This is a genomic window from Caenibius tardaugens NBRC 16725 (assembly GCF_003860345.1).
Lineage (GTDB): Bacteria > Pseudomonadota > Alphaproteobacteria > Sphingomonadales > Sphingomonadaceae > Caenibius > Caenibius tardaugens.
Window position 1 is genome coordinate 1555640 of sequence record NZ_CP034179.1, and the last position, 22985, is coordinate 1578624.

A 22985-nucleotide genomic window follows, 5' to 3' on the forward strand; every position below is an offset into this window, starting at 1 on the left:
TAATATCATCTGGAACAGGCCCGACACCCGATGGAATTCAGGTGACGGAGCCTATGCGCGCGCCGACCGCACGCACACACACCCTCCACCTCTAACCCAGCAAGACAACAGCAAAGTTATAGGAAATAGCAAAATCAACTTTCTTGAAAATTCAATTAATCAATAAAAAAATCAGTTATTAACAGACATAACTCCCCATACATTAGTAAAATTAATTCCAATATCGGAGTTAACCGATGGTCTTTGTTGCAGACCAATATCTGCAAATATATACATTCTGTCGTTCAGAAAATAAAATTTATATTATTTAAAGAATTGCACATAAATTCTGTATCTCGTGGGGCACCGCAATGCGGTGTGGCACAGCAAGTGGACGGAATCCATGCCAGCAGAGATCTTCGATAAATCCAGCAAAATAACCAATACCGTTCCATTGGATTCAATCGATCTCAACCGGCCAAGTATAGTACGTTTGCACATGAGCCGTGCCGAAGTGGCTGTTTTCGAACGCGTCGGGTTGGACCTGATAATCCGGCTCCACTCGGGAAAAACGATCCGCATCATCGATTTCTACGAGCCGTCGCACGATGGCCAAACCAATGAACTCGTATTCGAAGAACCAGATGGCAGCACCTGGCTGGTTCACCCAGAACATACGTCCGGGATATATGAACAGGTTGATTGGCTTGAACTCATCCAAAGCGCCACCGAATCCGAGCGCGGCATATCAGGCGTTATTTTCCCCGCCCTAGGGTTACTCGGTGCCGCAGGGGCTGTTGCGGGCCTCGCAGGCGGCGGTTCCGGCGATGACAACAACAACGGCGGACCGGGTGATGGCGATTCCGACGCTGATTCTGATTCAGATTCTGATGCGGATGCTGATGCCGATGCGGATGCTGATGCTGATGCTGATGCCGATGCTGATGCCGATGCGGATGCCGATGCGGATGCGGATGCCGATGCGGATGCCGATGCCGACTCCGATTCCGATTCCGACACCGAAGCACCACTCCCCCCCTCTGCGCAACTGGATCAGCAAACCGGTGGCACAATCACCGGCAGGGGCGAGCCCGGTGCCGAAATCATAATCTACGGGCCGGATGGAACCACCATCATCGGAAGCGGCACGGCGGATCCGGTAGATGGTAGTTTCGAAATCACGATCGACCCGCCTCTGACCAACGGGGAAGATATCACGGTCACCCAGACCGATCAGGCGGGTAATGAATCCGAACCGACGCCTCTCGAAGCCCCCGATCTCACCGATCCGGCTGCTCCCAGCGCCGATGTCGACGATGCCACAGGCGCGACCGTCACCGGTGTGGCCGAACCCGGCGCCACCGTCACCGTCTATGCCCCCGATGGCACCACCGTGCTCGGCACAGGCACCGCCGATCCGGGCACCGGTGCCTATACCGTCACCATTCCGGCGCAGACCAATGGCGAGGACCTGCTCGTCACCCAGACCGATGGCGGGGGCAACGAGTCCCCACCGTCTACCGCCACCGCGCCCGATCTTACCGATCCGGCTGCCATCAATGCCGAACTCGACAACGATACCGGCAGTTCGGCCAGCGACGGTGTGACCAATGATGGCACGGTCGTGCTTACCTCGGTGCTCGAACCCAGCGCGACATGGCAATATACCACCAATGGCGGCGCCACATGGAACCCGGGCAGTGGCAGCAGCGTCCTGCTGCCCGAGGGCGTCTATGCCGATGGCGCGGTCGGCGTGCGCCAGGTCGATGAGGCCGGCAACGAAGGCACCCCCACTTTCCTCGGCCCGATCACCGTCGATCTTACCGATCCGGCTGCCATCAATGCCGAACTCGACAACGATACCGGCAGTTCGGCCAGCGACGGTGTGACCAATGACGGCACGGTCGTGCTCACCTCGTCGCTCGAATCTGGGGCGAGCTGGCAATATACCACCAATGGCGGCACCTCATGGAACCCGGGCAGTGGCAGCAGCGTTCTGCTGCCCGAGGGCGTCTATGCCGATGGCGCGGTTGGCGTGCGCCAGGTCGATGAGGCCGGCAACGAAGGCACCCCCACATTCCTCGGCCCGATTACGGTCGATCTTACCGATCCCGCCGCCATCAATGCCGAACTCGACAACGATACCGGCAGTTCGGCCAGCGACGGTGTGACCAATGACGGCACGGTCGTACTCACCTCGGTGCTCGAATCTGGGGCGAGCTGGCAATATACCACCAATGGCGGCACCTCATGGAACCCGGGCAGTGGCAGCAGCGTTCTGCTGCCCGAGGGCGTCTATGCCGATGGCGCAGTTGGCGTGCGCCAGGTCGATGAGGCCGGCAACGAAGGCACCCCCACATTCCTCGGCCCGATTACGGTCGATCTTACCGATCCCGCCGCCATCAATGCCGAACTCGACAACGATACCGGCAGTTCGGCCAGCGACGGTGTGACCAACGACGGCACGGTCGTGCTCACCTCGGTGCTCGAACCCGGCGCGACATGGCAATATACCACCAATGGCGGCACCTCATGGAACCCGGGCAGTGGCAGCAGCGTCCTGCTGCCCGAGCGGGTACGCGGGTAAGCCGGGCAGAGCTTCTTCTGGCAGTGGACGGCCTGATCCGCGACACCAGCTATGCGATGATCGAGATCCAGCGCGACAACGCCCTGATCGAAGTGGCGGAAGAGCAACTGGCCAGCATACTTGCCATCAACACGCTGGTGGAACATCGCTATCGCCTTGGTGCGGCGACCAAATCGGATGCCTTGCAAGCGCGGGCCCGGGTACAGGCGGCCGACGCCACAATCCAGGAAATCGAGGCGGAGCGGCGACGCTGGAACAGCAATCTCGCCTATATGCTTGGCCAGCCCACACCGCCTGACATTGCCCCGTCAGCCTCTCCTGTCCTGAACGATGCCTGCGCCGGGGGGGAGCCGGACTGGTCGCATGTTCCTGCCGTCATGCAGGCGCGGGGGGCACGCGATATCGCCGAAGCGGAACTTGACCACAGCAAGGCCGAACGGTTGCCGACCATCACGATCGGTGCGGGTGGCGGCACGGATTTACACGATCCGTTTTCCGGCCATGCCGAGTACAACTTCGGCATCAATATCTCGAGCGACCTCTACAGTGGCGGCGCAAAACGCGCGCGCGCGCGCAGTGCCCGTTTTGCACTGGGCGCCGCCGATGCCGCCGAAGCGAAAACCCGCCTGGAAGTGAGCCGCCTGCTGGCCGAAGCAGAGCGGCAGATCAGCAGCCTGACCGACGTGATCGGCACGTTGCAAGCGCGGCAGGCAAGCATGCGCGAAACGGGAAAACTTTATCGCCTGCAATACCTCGACATGGGCACGCGCACATTGGTCGATCTTCTCAACGCAGAACAGGAACTCCATCAGGTGCGGTTCGAAATGGTCAACACCACGCATGATATTCGCAGGCTTCAGGCGGATTGCCTGTACCAGACCGGCGTTCAGCGCGCGGTGTACGGGCTGAGCGGATCATCGGTACGGGGGGTGACGTTATGACCGCGATCGACCCCGTTCCGCCGACTGCGGCCGAAGCCTCAGCTGCGGATGCATTTCAGCACCAGCCATGGATCGAAGCCTTCCGGGCCATTGCCCGGCATTATCGCCTGCCTGCCCCCGGGGAAGATGTCCGCCTCGCCGCGCAGTGGCAGGATGCGGACAATGAGGATGAACGCATTGCCGCTCTTGCGCGCAAAACGGGGCTGCAACTTCGTTTTCAGGCCATCGACAAGACCCGGATAAGCCCGGCCCACCTGCCGCTGATCGTGCAGTTCGCTGACGGGGCATTGGGGCTCGTCACCGGCATCGACGCCGCGGGCGAGGTGAGCGTGGCCATGGTCGGGGAAGCAGGGCTTGAAACCCGGATGCGCGCCGACATGTTGGTGGCATCCGCCGCGCGGTGCATCATCGCGCGTCCGATCGCCGCAATGCGCGATGCGCGCGTGGACGCCTACATCCGCCCTTATGAAGAACATTGGCTCCGGCGGATTCTGTTCACGGACATCCGATCCTATGCCAACGTGCTGATCGCCTCGCTCGCCGCCAACACACTCGCGCTGGCTGGCATTCTGTTCTCCATGCAGGTTTATGACCGGGTCATTCCAGCGGAATCGTTCCAGACGCTGTATATCCTTTTCGGCGGTGTCTTGCTGGCGATCGGGTTCGAATTCCTGTTCCGCCGGTTGCGCATGCGGATTATTGATGTGCTTGGCAAACGCGCCGATATGCGCATGTCCGATCAGGTTTTTGGCCATGCCTTGCGCGTGCGGACACGCGAACGGCCCTCCTCTACGGGCACTTTCATTGCCCAGTTACGCGATCTGGAACAGGTCCGCGAACTCCTGACATCGACCACGGTTGCCGCCGTTGCGGACATTCCCTTCTTTCTGCTGTTCTTTGCCATTTTCTGGTCCATCGCAGGGGCACTGGCACTGGTTCCCGCGGCCGCACTGATCCTGCTGTTCGTGCCGGGGCTGCTCGCCCAGAAAAGGCTGCGGGCCTATGCCCAGCAGGCCATGCGCGAAAGCTCCTTGCGCAATGCCATGCTGGTCGAAGCCGTGCAGGGGATCGAGGATATCAAAGTGCTGCAGGCAGAACATCGCTTCCAGCAGCAATGGAACCACTACAACGCCACCACGGCGGAATCGCAACTCAAACTGCGCGAACTGACCACCAGCCTGACCGTATGGGCGCAAAATGTGCAGAACGGTGTCTATGCCACCATTATCCTTGTTGGCGCGCCACTGGTTATGGCTGGCGAGATCACAACGGGTGTGCTGGTCGGCGCGTCGATCCTGGGATCGCGCATGATCGCACCTGTCGCCCAGATCAGCACGCTGCTGACCCGACTGCAGCATGCCAAAGTCGGCATCGGCAGCCTGAACCAGATCATGGCGTTGCCGGTCGACAACCCCGATGATGAACATCGCCTGCAAGTGCCGGCTATCACCGGCGATCTGACCTTCCGGACTGCCGTGTTCCGCTATAACGATGCCAATAGCCCGCCAGCCCTGACCGTATCCGACCTGCACATCGAAGCGGGGGAGAAAATCGCCATTCTGGGCCGCAACGGCGCAGGCAAATCGACCCTCCTGCAGGCATGTTCAGGCCTGCTGATACCCGTTTCGGGCGAAGTGGCATGCGATGGGCTGCCTCTGCATCAGATCGACCCGGCCGATGTACGGCGCGATATTGGCCTGCTCAGCCAGAACAGCAGGCTTTTTCACGGCACCATCCGCGATAACCTGACTCTGGGCCGCGCACAGGCAACGGACGAGGAAATCCTCAAGGCTCTGGAAGCGGCAGGAGCGCAGGATGTGATCCGCCGCTCCACTGCCGGTCTCGAACATATGGTACTCGAAGGCGGGCGGGGCCTGTCGGGCGGCCAGGTGCAGGGCTTGCTACTGGCGCGCCTCCTGATCCGCGAACCGCGCGTGGCCTTGCTGGACGAGCCGACCGCCGCGATGGACGAGGCAGCGGAGAACCAGTTCATTGAACGCTTCAAGACATGGAGCCGGAACCGCACAGTGTTGATCGCCACGCATCGCACGCGTGTCCTCGAACTGGTCGACCGGATCATCGTCATCCACAATGGCCGGATCGCACTGGACGACCGGAAAGCAGCTGCCTTGCGCACGATGCAACAACGGGGGCAGGCGGCATGAGCGCGCAGGATGCCTCCGACATCTGGAACTGGGACGATCCGCAGGACAGGCGCCTGATATCGGCCAGCCGGATCGTGCAATTGCTGGGCCTTCTGCTGGTGGTCGGGTTGATCTGGGCATGGTTGGCCGAACTGGACGAAGTCGCAACCGGCAGCGGCCGCGTGGTCCCAACCTCCCGCGAACAGATCATCCAATCACTCGAAGGGGGCATTCTGGCCAAACTGTTTGTACGGCAGGATACACTGGTGCAGCCCGGCCAGACACTCGCCCAACTGGATCCCACGCTTGCCGGTTCCACAGTGGAAGAAAGTGCCGCCAAATATCGTGCCGCCCTCGCCGCCTCCGCCCGGCTGCGGGCAGAAGTCAACCAGACACCGCTGACATTCCCTTCCGAGCTTGCGCAATTCGCCGATCTCAAAGCCGAGGAAACCCGGCTCTATCAGGCACGCCGGCAAAGTCTGGCCAGTTCCGTGGGGCTCATCGATGAATCGCTGGGTCTGATCAGCAAGGAACTGGCGATCGGGGAATCGCTGATCGAAGTGGGCGCCGCGAGCAAGATGGAAGTCCTGCGCCTGCGCCGCCAGCGCGCCGATCTGGCGCTGAAAAAGGCCGATCTGCGTTCGCAATATATCGTGGAAGCGCGGCAGGAACTGGCCAAGGCTGATGAAGAGGTCAAGGCGCTGGCCCCGGTCGTGCGCGGCCGATCGAACACGCTCGATCGCCTGACACTCCGTTCACCAGTGCACGGTATCGTGAAAAGTATCGCGGTTTCGACGCTGGGCGGAGTGGTGCCGCCCAATGGTGAGATCATGCAGATCACGCCGCTTGATGATCAGCTCCTGATCGAAGCCCGGATCGCACCGCGCGACATTGCCTTCATCCATCCCGGGCAGCGCGCAACTGTGAAAATCACCGCATACGATTATGCCATTTACGGTGGACTGGATGGCGTGGTGACCACAATCTCCCCCGACACCATCAGAGACGAGGTTAAACCGGAAATATTCTATTATCGCGTGTTCGTGCGGACAAAATCGGATGCCTTGGTGAACAAGGCCGGGAAGCGTTTCCCCATTGTCCCGGGTATGATCGCCACCGTGGATGTCCACACCGGCGAGAAAACGGTGCTGCAATACCTGCTCAAGCCGGTAAATCGTGCACGGGAGGCCTTGCGCGAAAGGTGAACACCCTCCTCTCCCGGCGGTTGGCCGCGCTTGAAGACGCGCTGGGGCCGATCACTCCGATCAGTACCGAAGATCAGGCTTTCATCGTGTTGTTCCTGTCCTGGACGGACGGGTCCCGGCGCGCGACAGTGCGCACCCTTACCGGCCATACCACCGCGGAAATCTGGCAGAAAGCCCACGAAATTCTGGCGCCCTTTGCCGATTGCGCGACCTGGCTGCGCGTGGATCGGGTCAATGCGATCGAACGGACGGACTGGAAGACATTGCGTACAACGCTGCCCGACATCAAACGCAACTATTTCCGGCTTGGCATTTCTCTCGACGCGCGATTTACCCATGCGTTCCTCGAATGCGAACTGAACGCCAACGCCATGCTCTATGGCGGCCCCAGCCATGAAGGCGCACAACTCAACCGGGGGAACTTCGCAAGATACGCCGCGGAGCGGCATGACCTTCACGATCTGGACTTCAGCGACCGCTGCCCTATCTGGCTGTTCAAGACCAGCGGCGCCTTTATCGGGAAAGACAATGTCGTCCACGCTCTCGACACGACGGGACTGAGCACTGGGCGGCGATCAATGCCGCCCTTGCGTGCCGACGACACGCTGCGCCTGATCACGCGCGGCAGCCGCTATCTCGCCACGCAGGTCCGCGATGACGGACTGTTCCATTACGGTTGGCATCCCTGTTTCGATAAGCCGGTCGATGGGTACAACTGTCTGCGACATGCCAGCACCGTTTATGCGATGCTGGAAGCGTGGGAAGCCACCCGCGACGAGACTGTGAAAACCGCGATCGACAAGGCGCTCCACCGCCTGACGACGGAATTGATCAGGACTGTCGCTCTGCCTGACGGATCATCGGCGGCGTTTCTGGTCGATAGCGGCGACGAAATCAAACTTGGCGGCAATGCCTTGTCCATTCTCGCTCTGGTGAAACACTGCGAACTGACGGGCGATTTCCGCCATCGAGACCTGCTGGACAATCTGGCGCGCGGCGTGCGGTTCATGCAGGATGACGCGACTGGCGGATTTTTCCATGTGCTGCACTACCCTTCCCTCGCAATCAAAGCCCCGTTCCGCACGATTTACTACGATGGCGAGGCCGCGCTCTCGCTGATGCGGCTGTTTATCCTCACCGGGAAAAAATGCTGGCTGAACATGGTGGAACGAGCGTGCGATCACTTCATCCGCGAAGAACGCTGGAAAGAGCATGATCATTGGCTCAGTTATTGCGTCAATGAATTGACCATGTGGCGTCGGCACGAACGATACATAAAGTTGGGCATAGACAACATACGAAATTGTCTGGATTTTGTTGAAAGACGCATCACAACCTTTCCAACATTACTGGAACTCATGATGTCGGCCGAAGCCATGATTGCGCGGGTAAAAGCCGATCCGGAATGCGCGCACCTCCTGAGTGGCGTGGATCTCGAACGCTTCTACGACGTTCTGCATTATCGCGCCAACTATCTCGTAAATGGCCATTTCTTGCCAGAAATGGCAATGTTTTTCGCCAATCCAGACAAGATCGAAGGCAGCTTTTTCATCAGGCATCAAGCATTCCGTATAAGAATCGATGATGTCGAACATTATCTTTCTGGCCTCGTATCTTACCGGAACTTCCTCATATCCCGAGAATCACGGCAAAACATGATACGAATATTGAACAAAGCAGATCACTAGAATTCTCAGAACATCCCAAATTTTGAACATCTGGCCGAAAGTTGGATGAAAATTTGCAATCCCCTGCGTGTCGGGCTTGGCGAACCGTTGCATTGAGGCAGGCATCGTGACAGAAGAATACACGCAAGCCGGAAGAACGGGCCAGGCAATATTGCCCTTTGCGTAGTTTAATTACTTTTTACTCATAAGAAATGCCATGAAATTTATCTTAATGGCATTAATTTCAAAAAATCCGTATCTCATATAATTTTTATGGGAAATACTTAAGAAATATTAAAAAGTTTTATCATGCAGCAAGGAAAAGATATTTTTGAAAATAAAATGATTTCTGAAGCCCTGCGACTTTTGAATACGAGGTCGCAGATGTCAGAATTTTTTAAATCCAACCCCCTGCATGATGGCGATTGGATCATGTTGTTAGAATTATTTATAAGCGGCAAGAGCGAGACGATTTACGTCAAGCAATTGGCACTCACTTCCGCTGAATCGGCGACAGCCGCTATGCGGAGAATTGATCGGCTTGAAAGTGAAGGATTGATTTCAAGACATCCTGATCATCGGGATCGGCGCCGAGTCATCGTTCAACTGAGCGAACAAGGCTACGCGGCGGTGCAAATGCTGCTGCATAATATCTTTGGATCAGACACACAGGCATGATCGGGCTGTTGACCAAACTCGGTCGCTCGCAGCTGCGATTATCGCACCGCAGGTAATCCGGCAGGTCCGGCCGGTTGGCTTAAACGACAGGGGCACCGTGTCCGACGCAGGAAGCAGACCGGTGCAGTCTGCCACCGATCCACCCACCCCGAACCTCATGTGGTCGTCACTGCTGGTAAGCATCCTCGATATCAGGGAGCAGCGGTGCCAGCCCTTCCGGGATGCTGACGTTCGTTTCATCCCAAAAAGCCCGCAGATGCCTGATCCGCCCGTCAGGCGCGAAGGCGATATGTTCGATGATTGACAGGTTCATACCTGCTTTCTTCGCCTCATCCCTGACCTGCATGACGAACCGCATAACGCCCTGATCCGCGTTGATGCGGATTTCCTCAAGCGCGGGCGTGAGCTGGCGGCCGGTATCCTGATGCGCAAAATCCCAGAAACGGGAAAGTCCATCGTGGCCGGAAAATGCGGGGGTCCCCACCGGATCTTCGAGAATGCAGCCATCATCGAAAATGGATAGCAGCAACGCCTTGTCGTTCGTCGCCCAGGCCCGGATATAGGCTTCCAGCGTCGCCCTGTAATTCACCGTCTGATCCGCCTGTGTCATCCTTCACCTTTCTTTCGCACCATCGTTGCGCCACCTCTACCCGATCACGCGCAAAAGTCAGCGGAGTTTGAAACCCACCGTAATACCCGCCGTAAGCGGTTCGTGATAATTCGCCACGATCAGACCACCGAAATTGGGGCCAAACGCGATCTTGTTGTTCACCTTGCGGTAGTTCGTCAGATTGTTGACCCACAGCATGACATAGGCATTCAACCCACTGTCGTTCAGCGCGATGTCATCCAGCCGCAGCCGCGCATTGGCCACGGTCGACGATGGAATCGCAAGTTCCGCGCCTGTCGCGACCAGGGCAAAGCGCGGATCGTAGAGGCGCTGCCCCGGCAGGGAGAATGTCTTGCTCTGATACTGCACGTCGCCGCCCAGTGTGAGCTTGCCCCACTTTTCGCTGTCGAACAGGGTGATATCGGCCCCCACCGTAGCGCTGGTGCGCGGCGCCTTGGCGAAATAGCGGTTCGCGGCCACATCGACGATTGCGCCCAAAGGATCGGTATCGAGATACTGCTTGAACTTGGTACGCAGCAAACCGAGCGACCCATAGATGTGCAACGCATCCACCGGCCGCGCATCCACCTCGATTTCCAGCCCCTTGATCGTCGCGCGCCCGGCATTCCTGTTGATGGTCGCTGCCGTGCCAGCCGCCAGAAACACCGGCACCTGCTTGTCCGATTCCTTGTTGTAGAAGGCCGCGATGTTGATCTGCAGACGGCGATCGAAGAACCGGCTCTTCAGCCCCAGTTCGAACGATTTGTTGAGTTCCGGCTTGAAGAAGCTGCGTACAGCCTCATCCGTTGTCGCTTCACCGTTGAAACCGCCGCTGCGGAACCCGACGCTATACTTGCCATAGACGTTGAGATCCGGGCTGAATTCATAGGACAGGATCACGGTCGGCGTGAGATTGCCGAAACTTTCCCTGACCTTGTCACCCGGTTTGATATCGATCGTGGTGAGCGGCATCGGCAAATCGAAGGGATTGGGCGTCAGCGCGAGAATCTCGTAATGCCGGTCGATCTGCTTGCGTTCACGCGTGAAACGCAGCCCGCCGGTGATCGTGAAACCGTTGGCGAACTTGTAATCGGCCTGCCCGTAAATGGCCCATGCGCGGCTGCGAATGCCGAACGAGGTATCGAAGGCATTGCCACCGAAGAAGTAACTTTGCGGATTCCAGGAATCCCCCCGATCAGAGAGATAGAAAGCGCCAAGCACATAATTCAGCTTGTCATCCAACGCCTTGCCGGTCAGCTGCAATTCCTGGCTGAACTGTTTGAAATTGATGTCGAAACCACCGTTGGCGATGGGAAACGGGCTGCCATCGACATCGAGACTGTCGGAATCGTTGACTTTAACCTTGCGGTACGCGGTGATCGATTTGAGCGCCGCGCCCCCGAAATCTTTTTCGATGGTCAGGGCATGGCCGAAAACCCGGGAACGGTCGGTCGAATAGATATCGGTCAGAATATCCTTGGGACGATTGTTCCCGTTCTGGGTCTGCTGCGTATAGAGATAGGCAGGAATACCGGCGTAGTAGGGTGAGGCCGGGTCAAAGATATTGCCCGCGCCCACGGCAAAAATGGCGGTCATCGGGTGTTCTTTGGACCGCGAATAATCGTAGGCGTAGTCGATCGTCCAGTCATCCGCCGGTTGCCAGCGCACTTGCGCCATCACGCTGTCCCGATGGCGATCGTCCTGCCCGCCGCTGGCATTGGGGTTGATGCTCTTCGTAAAGCCATCGCGCCGCTGCAACTGGCCCGCGACCTTGACGAACAGGCGATCCGTCAGCGGCACATTGATCAACCCGCGCAACGCGCGATAATCGTATTTGCCGTACGTCACCTCGCCTTCGACCCGCAGTTCATTGGAAGGCTTGCGGGTAACGAAACTGACCGCCCCGGCCAGCGTGTTGCGACCGAACAAGGTGCCCTGCGGCCCGCGCAAAACTTCGACCCGTTCGAGATCGCCAATATCGAAAATCGGGCCGCTGCCTTTCCCGACATAGACGCCATCGACATAGATGCCGACCGTCGGTTCATTGACCATCGACACGTTGGTCGTAACCGACCCGCGAATGGCAATTTGCAGCGACGAGGAGGTCGTATTCCCGGCCGTGATGGTCAGGTTCGGAGCGATCCCGGAAAGCTGGTCGATATTGTTGAGTCGCCGCGTTTCCAGCTGGGCAGCATTGACGGCCGACACCGCCACGGGGACCTGCTGCAACGATTGTTCGCGGCGCTGGGCCGTGACGATGATTTCCGTGTTGCGAATGTCCGATTGCGCATCGGATTGCTGCGCAGCGGCCGGCTGTGCGATCAGCGCCCCCGCGGCCAGCCCCATACCCCCCATTGCACGAATATAGACGGCTTTCGCCATGACTTTCGCCCTCCCCGATACCCGCAGTTTCTGGTCTGCTTTTGGTGACAGTGAGCGCAAACTTGCAGCAAAGAATTTTACATGCAATGTTTTTGGGGCACGGCGACCCCGCAACGCAGGGGAAATGGCCGATATCGTCTAAATATGGCCAAAATTGCGAAGGCGCATAGGCAGGAGCCAGGCAGGGAGAGAAACGTGAGCATTACCCATCTGTGTCTGATCACCTACAAGGATGGTGCAACTGTTGATCAGGCCACCCGCGCCGCGATCGAACAGGCCTATCTCAGCCTGCCGGATCTGATCGACGGCATCACCGCCATGCGTGTCGGGCACGATCTTTCGCTGCTCGATGGCAACGCCCATTTCGCGATCACGGCGACCTTTCGGGATCGCGATGCCTTTCTCGCCTATTCAACCCACCCCGCGCATATGGACGTGATTTTCCCGGTGGTGGGTCCGCACATGGCCAGTTACAGCACCGCGCAGTTCGGCGGATAACCGCCGGGGCGGAACCCGGCGGTATCGCGTCCTTCACTGCGGCACGTATCGTTCGCGCAATTCGCGCTTCAGAATCTTGCCACTGGCATTCTTGGGCAGGCTTTCGGCCAGATGGATCGCCTTGGGCCGTTTGTATCCGGCCAGATGCGTGCGACAGTGCGCCTCGATCGACGCCACATCCGCCGTTACCCCGGGGCGCGCGACAACCACGGCTGTTACCGCCTCGATCCACTTTTCATCGGGGATGCCGAAAACCGCCGCTTCCTGCACATCGGGATGCTTGAACAGTACCTCTTCCACTTCGCGGCTTGCGACATTTTCACCGCCCGACTTGATCATGTCTTTCTTGCGATCGACCAGATAGAGATATCCCTCTTCATCGAACCGGCCCAGATCGCCGCTGTGGAACCACCCGCCGCGAAACGCCTCGCGGGTTTTGGCTTCATCCAGATAATAGCCCAGCATCACCTGCGATCCCCGGTGGACGATTTCACCGACCTCACCAACGGCGACCGGTCTGCCATCATCGTCGACCACCGAGGTTTCCACATTGATGGCGGGCCGACCGGCGGAACCCAGCTTGCGCAACTGTTCCTCAGGCTGGAGGATCGTCGCCACCGGGGCCATTTCCGTTTGTCCGTAGAAATTCCACAGCCCCATGCCGGGCAGGCGCCGCACAAGTTCCTCCACAATCGCAACAGGCATGACGGACGCGCCGTAGTACCCCTTCTTCAACGATGTCAGATCGCGCGTGTCGAAATCGGGATGACGCAGCAAGGCGATCCACACGGTGGGCGGGCAAAACAGCTTCGTCACCTTTTCCGCCTCGATCATCTCGAGCATCTTGCCGACATCGGGCGCCCGCATCAGAATGCTGGTCGCCCCCAGATAAAGATCGACACTGAGGAAACAGTCCAGCTGCGCGCAATGATAAAGCGGCAAACAATGCAGATCGACATCGTCTGCCGCCATATGGCCATCGATCGCGCAACTGACATACTGGGCGAACAGATTGCGCGAACTCAGCATGGCGCCCTTGGGATGGGATTCCGTCCCGCTGGTATACATCAGCTGGACCGGATCATCCTCTCCGCGGGAAACGGCCGGCGTGCTGTCATCGGGATGCGCCAGCCAGTCTTCGATATCGTCCCAGCCCACAGGCACCGCAGCGCCCGTATGGCGGATATAGGCCTTGATCCGCGGCGGATTGGCCAGCCCGGAAAGCGCCTCATCCGCAATGGCGCACAGCGCATCTTCGGAAATGATCGCAACCGGCCGGGCGTGGTCGAGAACGTACCGCACTTCTGCCGCATTGAGCATGAAATTGATCGGTGTGAACACCGCGCCCGCCCGAATGATACCGAAACGGGCCAGCACGAACGCGCGATTGTTGTGCGACAGTATCGCCACGCGATCACCAGGCCCCACCCCCATGGCAATCAGGCGATTGGCGAAACGGCTGACCAGCCGTTCGAGATCGGCGTATGTGTCCTTTTGCCCTTCGTAAACCAGCGCCACCTTATCCGGAGAACGGCGGGCCTGAAGGCGCAGGATATCGCTTACCAGCCTCTGCCTCGCATCGCGCACCTCATCGCCAGCGGGGTTCTCTGCACGCATAATAATTGCCTCTCCCGATCCATTGCCGGTGCTGCACGCAGCCCGGCATATTCTTCCTTACCTTTCAGGCCAATTTTCGGGAACGTCAAATCGCCTGCTGCGCTTCTGCACGGAAGGCCGCGCCCGGAGAGTGGCGCGGCCTTCCCGCAATCGGTGGGTCAGGGATTACTTCCAGCGCACTTTCAGCGAAACGCCGTAGGTTGCCGGCTGACCAACCGCCTGCGTGATGATGTCGTTGTAGGAAATCACGTTCTGCACATGGAATGTGTTGAACACGTTCTTGGCCCAGGCAGATACGGTTATCCGTTCGCCGGGGAATTCGTATCCCAGACGGGCATCGACCAGCGCATAGCCATCGATCTTGAACGGAATGCGCGATGTCCAGCGGTTCACGCCATTGTCGGGAATGGCCAGCGAACTGCCCCCCACATAGGCATCGACGCTGGTGCGATAATTGACGGCCGCGCCGACGAATACCGCGCCACCCGATGCGGTGGGAATACGGTAATCGATATCGCCTGCCAGTGTCCATTTGGGGGCAAACGGCAGGCGGCTTCCCGCGAAATCGGTCGGGGCGCCGAAGACACTGGTTCCCGCATAACGGTCCACTTTGGACTTCAGATAGCTGGCCGATCCGGTCAGCGTCAGTCCATCGACCGGGCGAATAACCACATCCGCCTCGGCCCCGAAGATATGCGACTTCGGCAAGTTATCGAGACGCTGCAGCAGGCCAAACAGGCCGGTGGCAACGGTGCCCTGTACCTGTTTGTTGCGATAATCCTGATAGAAGACCGCACCACTCAACTGCACCTTGTTATCCGCCAGCTTGGTCTTGAAGCCTGCTTCGTAAGCCGTAACCGATTCCTGCTTCGCCGGCAGCAGCTGTTCCTGCAACGAGGCGGTAATCACAGGGAAACTGCCCGCCTTGTAGCCGCGCGACACGTTGGCATAGAGCAAGGTATCCGCCGACGCCTTGAAATCGACACCGACGCGCCAGGACAGGTTGTCTTCCTTCAGGTCGTAACGGAAGAGATCGCCCGGCAGGTTCTGCGGATTGAGCGTGTAACAATCGCCCTTCGCAAGCGGCACATGCTGGCCGCCAATCAGCTGGCCGAGTAGCATGAACAGGTTCGAGAGATTCTGGTCGTCCGTCGGATCAAGGTTACACATCGAATTCTTGTTGGTCGACTTCGTGTAACGCACGGCGCCCTTCAGCGTGATCTGATCGGAAACATCGAATTCCCCGTTGGCGAATACCGCCCAGGATTCCATCTTGCCCTTGTTATCAACGCCGCTGATATGGATGAAATTCGTGCCAGCATTGCTCAGCGAGTTGGCGCCGTAGGTAATGTCCTGATATTCCTGAACCTTGCTGCGATTGTAATTGGCGCCCAGGGTCCACCGGAATTGCGCGGCGCTGGAGGCGTTGGACAGACGCAGTTCCTGGCTGAAGTCCGAAATCTTGCCGTCATCCCGCGGGTTGTCGACCAGTTCGTATTCCGAACCATCAAGATCGAACGACATTTTCTGCTTCAGGTGATTGAACGTCGTGATCGATGTCAGCGCGATATCGTCCGACAGATCGAAGTCGGCGCGCAGGAATGCCTGGAACAGTTTGCGATCGCCACGCGGACGCGCGGCTTCGGTGGCCGATTGAATGGCCGTTTGCGGCCGCCCGACAATTGACCAGTTGGCGGCGCGCAGCTTGCGCGGGGTCAGGGGAACGTTCAGTTCTTCCCATGTCGGGGCACTGGGCGTGGACGGCATCGACGCGATGATCTGCAAGGCCTGGGGATCGGAACGATCGACCGAACCGTTGACGTTGAGTTCAAAACGCAGCCGATCGGTCGGCTCCCACACCGTCACGAGGCGTGCGGCGATATAGTTCTGTTCGCCGTTCTTGTCGCCGCGGGTAAAGCTGTATTGCCAGTTATCGCGGTGGGCCGCGTCAATCGCCAGCCGCATCCCCAGTGTCTCGCTGATCGGGCCGCTGAGATAGGCCGTACCGCGCACCTCGTTGAACCGGCCATAATCGAGATTGAAGCCAGCCTGCAAATCCTTGGTCGGCTTGGCTGCGATATAGTTGATCGCCCCGCCAGTGGAGTTCTGGCCGAACAGCGTGCCCTGCGGCCCCTTGAGAACTTCGACACGTTCAAGATCATACATCGAATGCCCGGCGAGCACCGGGAAGGGCATGGGCGCCTGATCGATCGAGACACTGACCGCCGGATAAACCCCAAGCGCGTCGGCATTGTAACCAACCCCGCGCAAGGTGAACACCGGCGTGCCATGCGTGGAAGGCGCCAGTGCCATGCCCGGAATCGTCTGGACCAGTTCCTCGGGATTGCCGATGTTTCGGGTTTCAAGCATCGCGGTGTCGAAAGCCGCAATACTGGCGCCCACCTTGCTGATACTTTCATCGCGCTTGTTGGCCGTCACGATGATTTCACCGGGCACCGGATTACGCGCTTCCTGACTGTCTGCCCAAGCCGGAGTAGCCAGAAGCGACAGGGAAACCGCCGACGAAGCAATCAAGCCAGCGCGAAAATTGATGATCATCTTCCCCTCCTGAATATAATAAATATTTCTAATTGTTATATTTTTATATTAACAATATGATGTTCTGATAAATATTATCATTTTATTTTAAGATATTGCCACATCTGCGCGACGCACATCGTGTCGGAAAAAATGAATACGAAAGATCCGTCCGGCAACGACGCCCGAAAAGCATTTTTCTGTACAGGCAATGCGACCGGATATTCTCACATACACTCTCCCAAGTATGGGTATGTTGTGCTGTGTCCCGTCACTCAAAACCATGTCGGTGACCGCCAACTTCTTGGCGTAAGTTGCCAGTTGGCTGACGGCATGCCGCGCGGGTGACGGCAGGTTTCCTGCGCGGCCCATGAAAAAACCGCTCCGGCAGGCTGACTGCCGGAGCGGTTCTTCCGCTGTCAGTGGTTTTCGGGGGTCAGGCTTGCTCGTAGCCGAGCACCGCCTTCACCTCCATAAACTCGTGGAACGCATGTTCGCCCCATTCGCGACCGTTGCCCGACTGCTTGTAGCCACCGAACGGAGCGTTGATATCCAACGGCGCATAGTTCAGCAGAACCTGCCCCGCACGGATGCGCGATGCCACGTCACGCCCATGTTCAATGCTACCGGACTGGACATATCCCGCCAGACCATAAGGCGTATCATTCGCGATCTCGATCGCCTGTTCTTCATTGTCGTAACCGAGAATGACCAGCACCGGCCCGAAGATTTCCTCACGCGCGACCGTCATCTGATTGTTAACGTCACCGAACACCGTGGGGCGGACATAGTAGCCCTGGTTCAACCCTTCAGGTTTGCCCGGACCACCCGCGACCAGCGTAGCACCTTCATCGATACCAGCCTGAATCAGCGTCTGGATCCGGTTCCACTGCACATCGGAAACCACCGGGCCGAGATTGACCTCGTCCGTTGGCGCGCCGACTTTCTGTTCCGCGATCGTCTGGCGGGCGACATCCTGGGCTTCGGCCATCCGCGATGCGGGCACCAGCATGCGCGATGGTGCGTTGCAGCTCTGCCCGGCGTTGACCATCATCGCCGCGACACCCTGACGCACCGCGGCAGGCAGATCGGCATCCTCCAGAATGATGTTGGCAGACTTGCCCCCAGTTCCTGATGCACGCGCTTCACCGTTGCGGCGGCGTTGCGCGCCACGTCGACCCCGGCACGGGTCGATCCGGTGAACGACACCATGTCGATATCCGGATGGGAAGAAATAGCGGCGCCCACACCCGGCCCGTCGCCCTGAATCATGTTGAACACGCCCGCAGGAACACCAGCGGCATGCATGATTTCGGTAAAGACCTGCCCGGTGAACGGTGCGACTTCGGAAGGCTTGAGCACCATGGTGCACCCCACTGCCAGCGCCGGGGCCACCTTGCAGCCGATCTGGTTGAGCGGCCAGTTCCACGGCGTGATCATGCCAACAACGCCAATCGGTTCCTTGGTCAGCTTGGTGCTGCCCATGATCTGATCGGGATCGAAATCGGCCAGCAAGGCACGCGCCGTCGCAAAATGCCCCAAAGCCAGCGGCACGTGCGCGGCATGCGCCAGGCCCGTGGGCGCGCCCATTTCTTCCTGCACGGCATCTGCCAGATCCTTTGCCCGCGCCTGATAGGCTGCGATTACCGCGTCGAGCAGGTCAAGCCGTTCGGCTTTCGACGTGCGGCTGAAGCTGTTGAACGCACGCCGCGCGGCCGCAACCGCCCGATCCACATCCCCCGCCGCCCCCAGGCTGATCCGACCGGCGACCTGTTCAGTCGCCGGATTGATAACATCCAGTTGCTTCGGTTGAAGCGGCGCCACCCAGGCACCGTCGATGTAAAAATCGAGATAGTTTCTCACGCCTTGCCTTCCTCTCGCTTGTTCAGTTCCGTGCGGATCACGTCCGTGAAGATCGCAATCGCGCGACGCAGTATCTGTTCCCCAGATGGGAAAGCCTTGCGCATGGTGGCCATGCCATGGATCAGACCCGCTGCTTCTATATAGTGGGTTTCCACACCCCCGGCTATGATCCGATCTGCCAGTTCGCGGCCCTGATCACGCAGCGGATCGAGCCCTGCGGTCATGATCACGGCGGGCGGCAGGTTTGCAGTATCCAGATCATGCAGCAACGGTGAAACATCCCGCTGAGCAGTCTGAGCGGTATCGGGCAGGTAATCGCTGATGAAACGATCCATCAGCCGCCGATCCAGCAGATAGCCTTCCGCAAAATCGCGATAGGATCCTTCGGCAGGCCCGGTGCAATCACCCACGGGGTAAATAAGCAACTGCCCCAGCACTTTCTCCCGGCCCAACCGGTCGCTGACAAAAAACGCCAGATTGCCGCCAGCACTGTCCCCGGCAACCGCAATGCCGGTCACCGGCGCTTCCAGCGCGGTCGGATTGCTGGCGACGAACGCAGTCGCCGCCAGACAATCCTCATGCGCCCGGGGGAAGGGGTGCTCGGGCGCAAGGCGATAATCGACCGCGACCACCCGCAAACCGGAAAGGCGGGCAATCAGGCCGCAAAGCGCATGATGGGTTTCCAGATCGCCAATCACCCATCCCCCACCATGCATGTACACGATGACAGGCCCGGGCTGCGCCGCGCCCGGAAAATAGGCGCGCAAGGCGCAGTCAGGCCCGGCAAAATCCACGGTCCGGATCCCGGTTTCCGCCGGGCTGTCGAAGGCATCGCCCAACTGACGGTAGACTTCGCGCATGTCCGTTGCGGGCAGTTCGGAGAGATGAGGGCCTTCCTGCGCTGCCAGAAATTCCAGCACGGCGGCAGTTTCTGCCAGAACCAGGGGCGCGGTCATTTCCCCGCTCCTGCTTCCTGCTGCTTCAGGATACGCGCCCTGTCCGCGACATAGGCGCGCAACGCTTCCGCATCGTCAGCAGTCAGATACTTGCTGAAACTGATCATCCCGCGATCCTTCAGCACACCGTCAATCACCACGGATTTCCAGACTTCCGCACTGGACAGCGATCCTGCCCGTCGCAGATCGGGAACCACGCCGCTGGAGATTGCACCGGGGCCATGGCACACCCAGCAATCCCGCTCGAACAGCTGCTGGCCATGGGCGATCTGCGCTGCGGTGAAGGTTTCCGAAGGCGGATTGGCGGGGGCCACAGCGAACTGTTCCACCTTGGGCATCACGCCTTTCGCGTTCAGCTTGAACACGAACAGCCTGCCGTTGGGCCGCGGCCCCGGATTATCATTGAACGCGGACGTCAGCGGATAGGCACCACCATAGCCACCAGCCACGGCCACATATTGTTCGCCATCCACCTCAAAGGTAACCGGAGCAGCCATGATCGGCATCCCGAGATTGGCCGTCCACAGAACCTTGCCGCTATCAGCCGCAAAAGCCCGCAGATTGCCCTTCGTATCGCCCTGGAACACGAGATTGCCTGCCGTCGTCAACAGACCGCCATTCCAAGGTTCGCCATAGTCGAAGCCCCATGATTCCTGCTGCTTGATCGGATCCCACGCCACAAGCCGCCCGCTCAACAGCTTGCGCGTTGCCGCCATCGCCTTGGGATCGTCCGGCGGCGAGGTGCCCTCGGTCTTCAGGCCGAGATTCCAGCGCCCTTCCCGCACCTCGAACTTGGCCGGGTCTTCATATGCGAAGATCGCATGATTGGCGGGGATATAGACAAGACCCGTCTTCGGGCTGAAGGCCATGGGTTGCCAGTTGTGCGCCCCCAGGGCACCCGGAACGATGGCCTGCGGCCCATCGGTATAGCGCGCCTTGGGGTTCTCGATCGGGCGGCCGGTCTTGAGATCGTAACCAGTCGCCCAGTTTACGTCGACGAAGTTCTTGGCCGAAATCAGCTTCCCATCAGTACGGTCGATCACGAAGAAGAAGCCGTTCTTCGGCGCCTGCATCAGTACCTTGCGCGGCTTTCCATCGATATCGAGCGTGGCCAGCGTGATCTGCTGCGTGGCGGTGTAGTCCCAGCTTTCGCCCGGCGTTTCCTGATAGTGCCAGCGATATTCGCCGGTATCGGGATCCAGCGCGACAATAGAAGAAAGAAACAGGTTGTCGCCCTTCCCTTCACTGCGCAGCTTATGGTTCCACGGACTGCCATTGCCGACGCCGAGATAGAGCTGATCCAGTTCCCGGTCATACACGATCGAATCCCAGACCGTGCCGCCTCCACCGGTCTTCCAGTATTCACCAAACCAGGTCTTGCCGGCCTTTTCGGCCAGCACCTTGTCCGATGCGGCGTTATCCGGGCCATCTGCCGGATTGCCGGGTACGGTGTAGAAGCGCCAGACTTGCTTGCCGGTTTGGGCGTCATAGGCCGTCACATAACCGCGCGCGCCCAGTTCCGCCCCGCCGTTGCCGATCACGACCTTGCCCTTCACGATACGCGGGGCCCCGGTGATCGTGTAGGTTTTGGACTGATCGACGGTCACCACGGACCAGACCGGTTTACCAGTCTTGATGTCCAGAGCGATCAGACGCCCGTCAAACGCCCCGAAATAGAGTTTGCCGTCATAGATCGCCGCGCCGCGATTGCCGACATCGCAGCAGCCCTTGGCCCCGTACTCACCCGGCACTTCGGGATCGTAGCTCCAAAGGAGCTTGCCAGTTTTGGCCTCGAAGGCGAACACTTTCGACCATGCGGTGGTCGCATAAATAACCCCCTCATATTCGAGCGGGGTGGTTTCCTGCGCGCGGTTGGTATCGAATTCGTAAGACCAGACGAGACCGAGCTGGCCGACATTCTGATCGGAAATCTGGGTGAGCTGACTGAAACGCTGTTCGTCAAACGTCCCCCCGTACGTCACCCAGTCTTTCGAATCCTCGCTCGAGGCGATCAATTTGTCCCAGGCCGCACCGCCCGAATCGGATCCGCCCGTGACCTGGGAACATCCATATGCAGTGCATGCGAGTGTCAGGGCGGTCAGCGCCGCCAGCCATGGATTTTTTGTCACAACCTCTCCCAATTATGCGATTGTATTGCCTTCCCGGACGCCTTGTTACCATGACGGCTTCCGCCAACTTCTTGACGTTAATTGCCAGCACTGATTATTCTCGGTGCAACAGAACACAAAATAGCTGGGAAGAGGAGAGGGCGAAACGCCATGAACTCCAATATACCCTTTGCCGCATTACCCGATCTCAGCGCGCGCATTATGCGTCACGCGTTGACCAACGAACTCAACGTAAATTGGGAAAATTTCTGCACTTACAATCACTTGAAGCCATTCTCGCTCGATGGCGGCGCCACTGAGCTCCTGGCACAGGATGAATTGCTGCTGCAGCAGGGTTTTGTCGAAACCACTGCGAATCACCCCAATCTCTGGTTCGATGTCGGGTTGCGCTATCGCTCGATCAAATATGGCACTCTGGGCCTTGCCATGATGACGGCACGCACATTGATCGAAGCGCTGGATGTTGCCTGCCGCTATCAGGCGCTGACTTATTCGCTGATCAATTACCGCAGCGTGCACACCGCCAACGGGGCCTGTGCATTGATCGGCGATGACAGCGACCTTCCTGCCCATTTGCGGAATTTCACGCAGCATCGCGATCTTGGCGCGATACGCACGCTGATTTCCGATCTTATGGCTGGACAGACCGTGCTGGAACGCGTGACGGTATCGGCGCCGCCCCCGGTCAACTGGGCCGCTCTGGAAAAAGCCTTTCCCTGCCCGGTGGAATTCGATGCGGATCGGACACAATGGATTTTCCTGCCGGGCACGGCAAATCGCCCACTCCCGCTCGCTGACGGGGAATTGTCCAGCCTTTACAGCACACGCTGCGACGGCCTGCTTGGCAAGGCGCGCGCCGATGCCCCGGTGACGCAGCGTCTGGCCATTCTGCTTGGTGCAGGTTCCGAACATTTCCTCAGCGCCGGAGAAGCCGCACGCAGGCTGGCCTTGTCCGAACGCACACTGCATCGCCGCCTCGCCGAAGAAGGCACTCGTTTTTCTACGCTGGTGGACGAAGCCCGTTACCGTCAGGCGCGGGCGCTGCTGGCCGATCGGCGGATGACGATCGAAACCATCGCCTTCGCCGTGGGCTTTGCCGAACCGTCCAGTTTCTCGCGCGCGTTCAAACGCTGGTCAGGCATGGGCGCACTCGAATATCGGCGTCAGCAGATAGACTGAGCGCGCCCGCCC

General features: G+C 59.0%; 14 protein-coding genes and 1 pseudogene. 8 read left to right on the forward strand and 7 right to left on the reverse strand.

Translation table 11 applies throughout. From position 1 onward, the window contains the following. The first annotated feature begins 382 nt into the window (after nucleotides 1-382). The 6 genes from EGO55_RS06990 to EGO55_RS07015 all read left to right on the forward strand — a co-directional run bounded on the left by EGO55_RS06990 (nucleotide 383) and on the right by EGO55_RS07015 (nucleotide 9201). Nucleotides 383-2566 (forward strand): Ig-like domain-containing protein, encoded by a 2184-nt coding sequence (locus EGO55_RS06990; protein ID WP_124916746.1) that lies wholly within the window; start codon nucleotides 383-385, stop codon nucleotides 2564-2566. Beyond that, the gene (locus EGO55_RS06995) at nucleotides 2512-3507 is read left to right on the forward strand and encodes a TolC family protein (protein WP_210766666.1); all 996 of its coding nucleotides are present in this window, start codon (nucleotides 2512-2514) and stop codon (nucleotides 3505-3507) included. The genes EGO55_RS06990 and EGO55_RS06995 overlap by 55 nt, the downstream gene beginning before the upstream one ends. Beyond that, complete coding sequence (locus tag EGO55_RS07000; protein ID WP_021691508.1) at nucleotides 3504-5672, forward strand: type I secretion system permease/ATPase; 2169 nt, start codon at nucleotides 3504-3506, stop codon at nucleotides 5670-5672. Before EGO55_RS06995 ends, EGO55_RS07000 begins: the two co-directional genes overlap by 4 nt. Then, nucleotides 5669-6856, forward strand: coding sequence for a beta-barrel domain-containing protein (locus EGO55_RS07005; protein ID WP_021691507.1), 1188 nt, complete (start codon nucleotides 5669-5671; stop codon nucleotides 6854-6856). Before EGO55_RS07000 ends, EGO55_RS07005 begins: the two co-directional genes overlap by 4 nt. After that, nucleotides 6853-8544: a hypothetical protein gene (locus EGO55_RS07010; protein ID WP_021691506.1), complete on the forward strand. Its 1692-nt coding sequence runs from the start codon at nucleotides 6853-6855 to the stop codon at nucleotides 8542-8544. Before EGO55_RS07005 ends, EGO55_RS07010 begins: the two co-directional genes overlap by 4 nt. A 288-nt stretch (nucleotides 8545-8832) precedes the next feature. Next, entirely contained in the window at nucleotides 8833-9201 is a 369-nt protein-coding gene (locus EGO55_RS07015; RefSeq protein WP_021691505.1) for a MarR family transcriptional regulator, read from the forward strand. Nucleotides 9202-9367: 166 nt separating this feature from the next. Here EGO55_RS07015 and EGO55_RS07020 read toward each other — a convergent pair whose 3' ends face one another. Both EGO55_RS07020 and EGO55_RS07025 read right to left on the reverse strand, forming a co-directional pair. Beyond that, entirely contained in the window at nucleotides 9368-9811 is a 444-nt protein-coding gene (locus EGO55_RS07020) for a nuclear transport factor 2 family protein (RefSeq protein ID WP_021691504.1), read from the reverse strand. Between the two features lie 57 nt (nucleotides 9812-9868). Further along, nucleotides 9869-12193 carry a TonB-dependent receptor gene (locus tag EGO55_RS07025; protein WP_021691503.1) on the reverse strand — a complete coding sequence of 775 codons (2325 nt, stop codon included), beginning with the start codon at nucleotides 12191-12193 and terminating at the stop codon, nucleotides 9869-9871. A 195-nt stretch (nucleotides 12194-12388) separates the two neighbouring features. Between EGO55_RS07025 and EGO55_RS07030 the strand changes: the two genes are divergently transcribed. Continuing rightward, the gene (locus EGO55_RS07030) at nucleotides 12389-12691 is read left to right on the forward strand and encodes a Dabb family protein (protein ID WP_021691502.1); all 303 of its coding nucleotides are present in this window, start codon (nucleotides 12389-12391) and stop codon (nucleotides 12689-12691) included. Between the two features lie 33 nt (nucleotides 12692-12724). Here EGO55_RS07030 and EGO55_RS07035 read toward each other — a convergent pair whose 3' ends face one another. The 5 genes and pseudogenes from EGO55_RS07035 to EGO55_RS07055 form a co-directional block, all read right to left on the reverse strand. Then, nucleotides 12725-14308, reverse strand: a complete 1584-nt coding sequence (locus EGO55_RS07035) for a fatty acyl-CoA synthetase (protein WP_021691501.1) — start codon at nucleotides 14306-14308, stop codon at nucleotides 12725-12727. A gap of 165 nt (nucleotides 14309-14473) precedes the next feature. After that, complete coding sequence (locus EGO55_RS07040) at nucleotides 14474-16867, reverse strand: TonB-dependent receptor (RefSeq protein WP_021691500.1); 2394 nt, start codon at nucleotides 16865-16867, stop codon at nucleotides 14474-14476. 415 nt (nucleotides 16868-17282) lie between these two features. Continuing rightward, nucleotides 17283-18709 (reverse strand): annotated as a pseudogene (locus EGO55_RS21720) (aldehyde dehydrogenase family protein). Beyond that, complete coding sequence (locus EGO55_RS07050) at nucleotides 18706-19665, reverse strand: alpha/beta hydrolase (protein WP_021691498.1); 960 nt, start codon at nucleotides 19663-19665, stop codon at nucleotides 18706-18708. Before EGO55_RS07050 ends, EGO55_RS21720 begins: the two are co-directional and overlap by 4 nt. Further along, entirely contained in the window at nucleotides 19662-21794 is a 2133-nt protein-coding gene (locus tag EGO55_RS07055; protein ID WP_021691497.1) for a PQQ-dependent dehydrogenase, methanol/ethanol family, read from the reverse strand. Before EGO55_RS07055 ends, EGO55_RS07050 begins: the two co-directional genes overlap by 4 nt. A gap of 150 nt (nucleotides 21795-21944) precedes the next feature. Here EGO55_RS07055 and EGO55_RS07060 point away from each other — a divergent pair, with 150 nt between their 5' ends. Continuing rightward, a complete protein-coding gene (locus tag EGO55_RS07060) occupies nucleotides 21945-22973 on the forward strand; it encodes a helix-turn-helix domain-containing protein (RefSeq protein ID WP_021691496.1) in 1029 nt (342 codons plus the stop codon). Nucleotides 22974-22985: the final 12 nt, after the last annotated feature.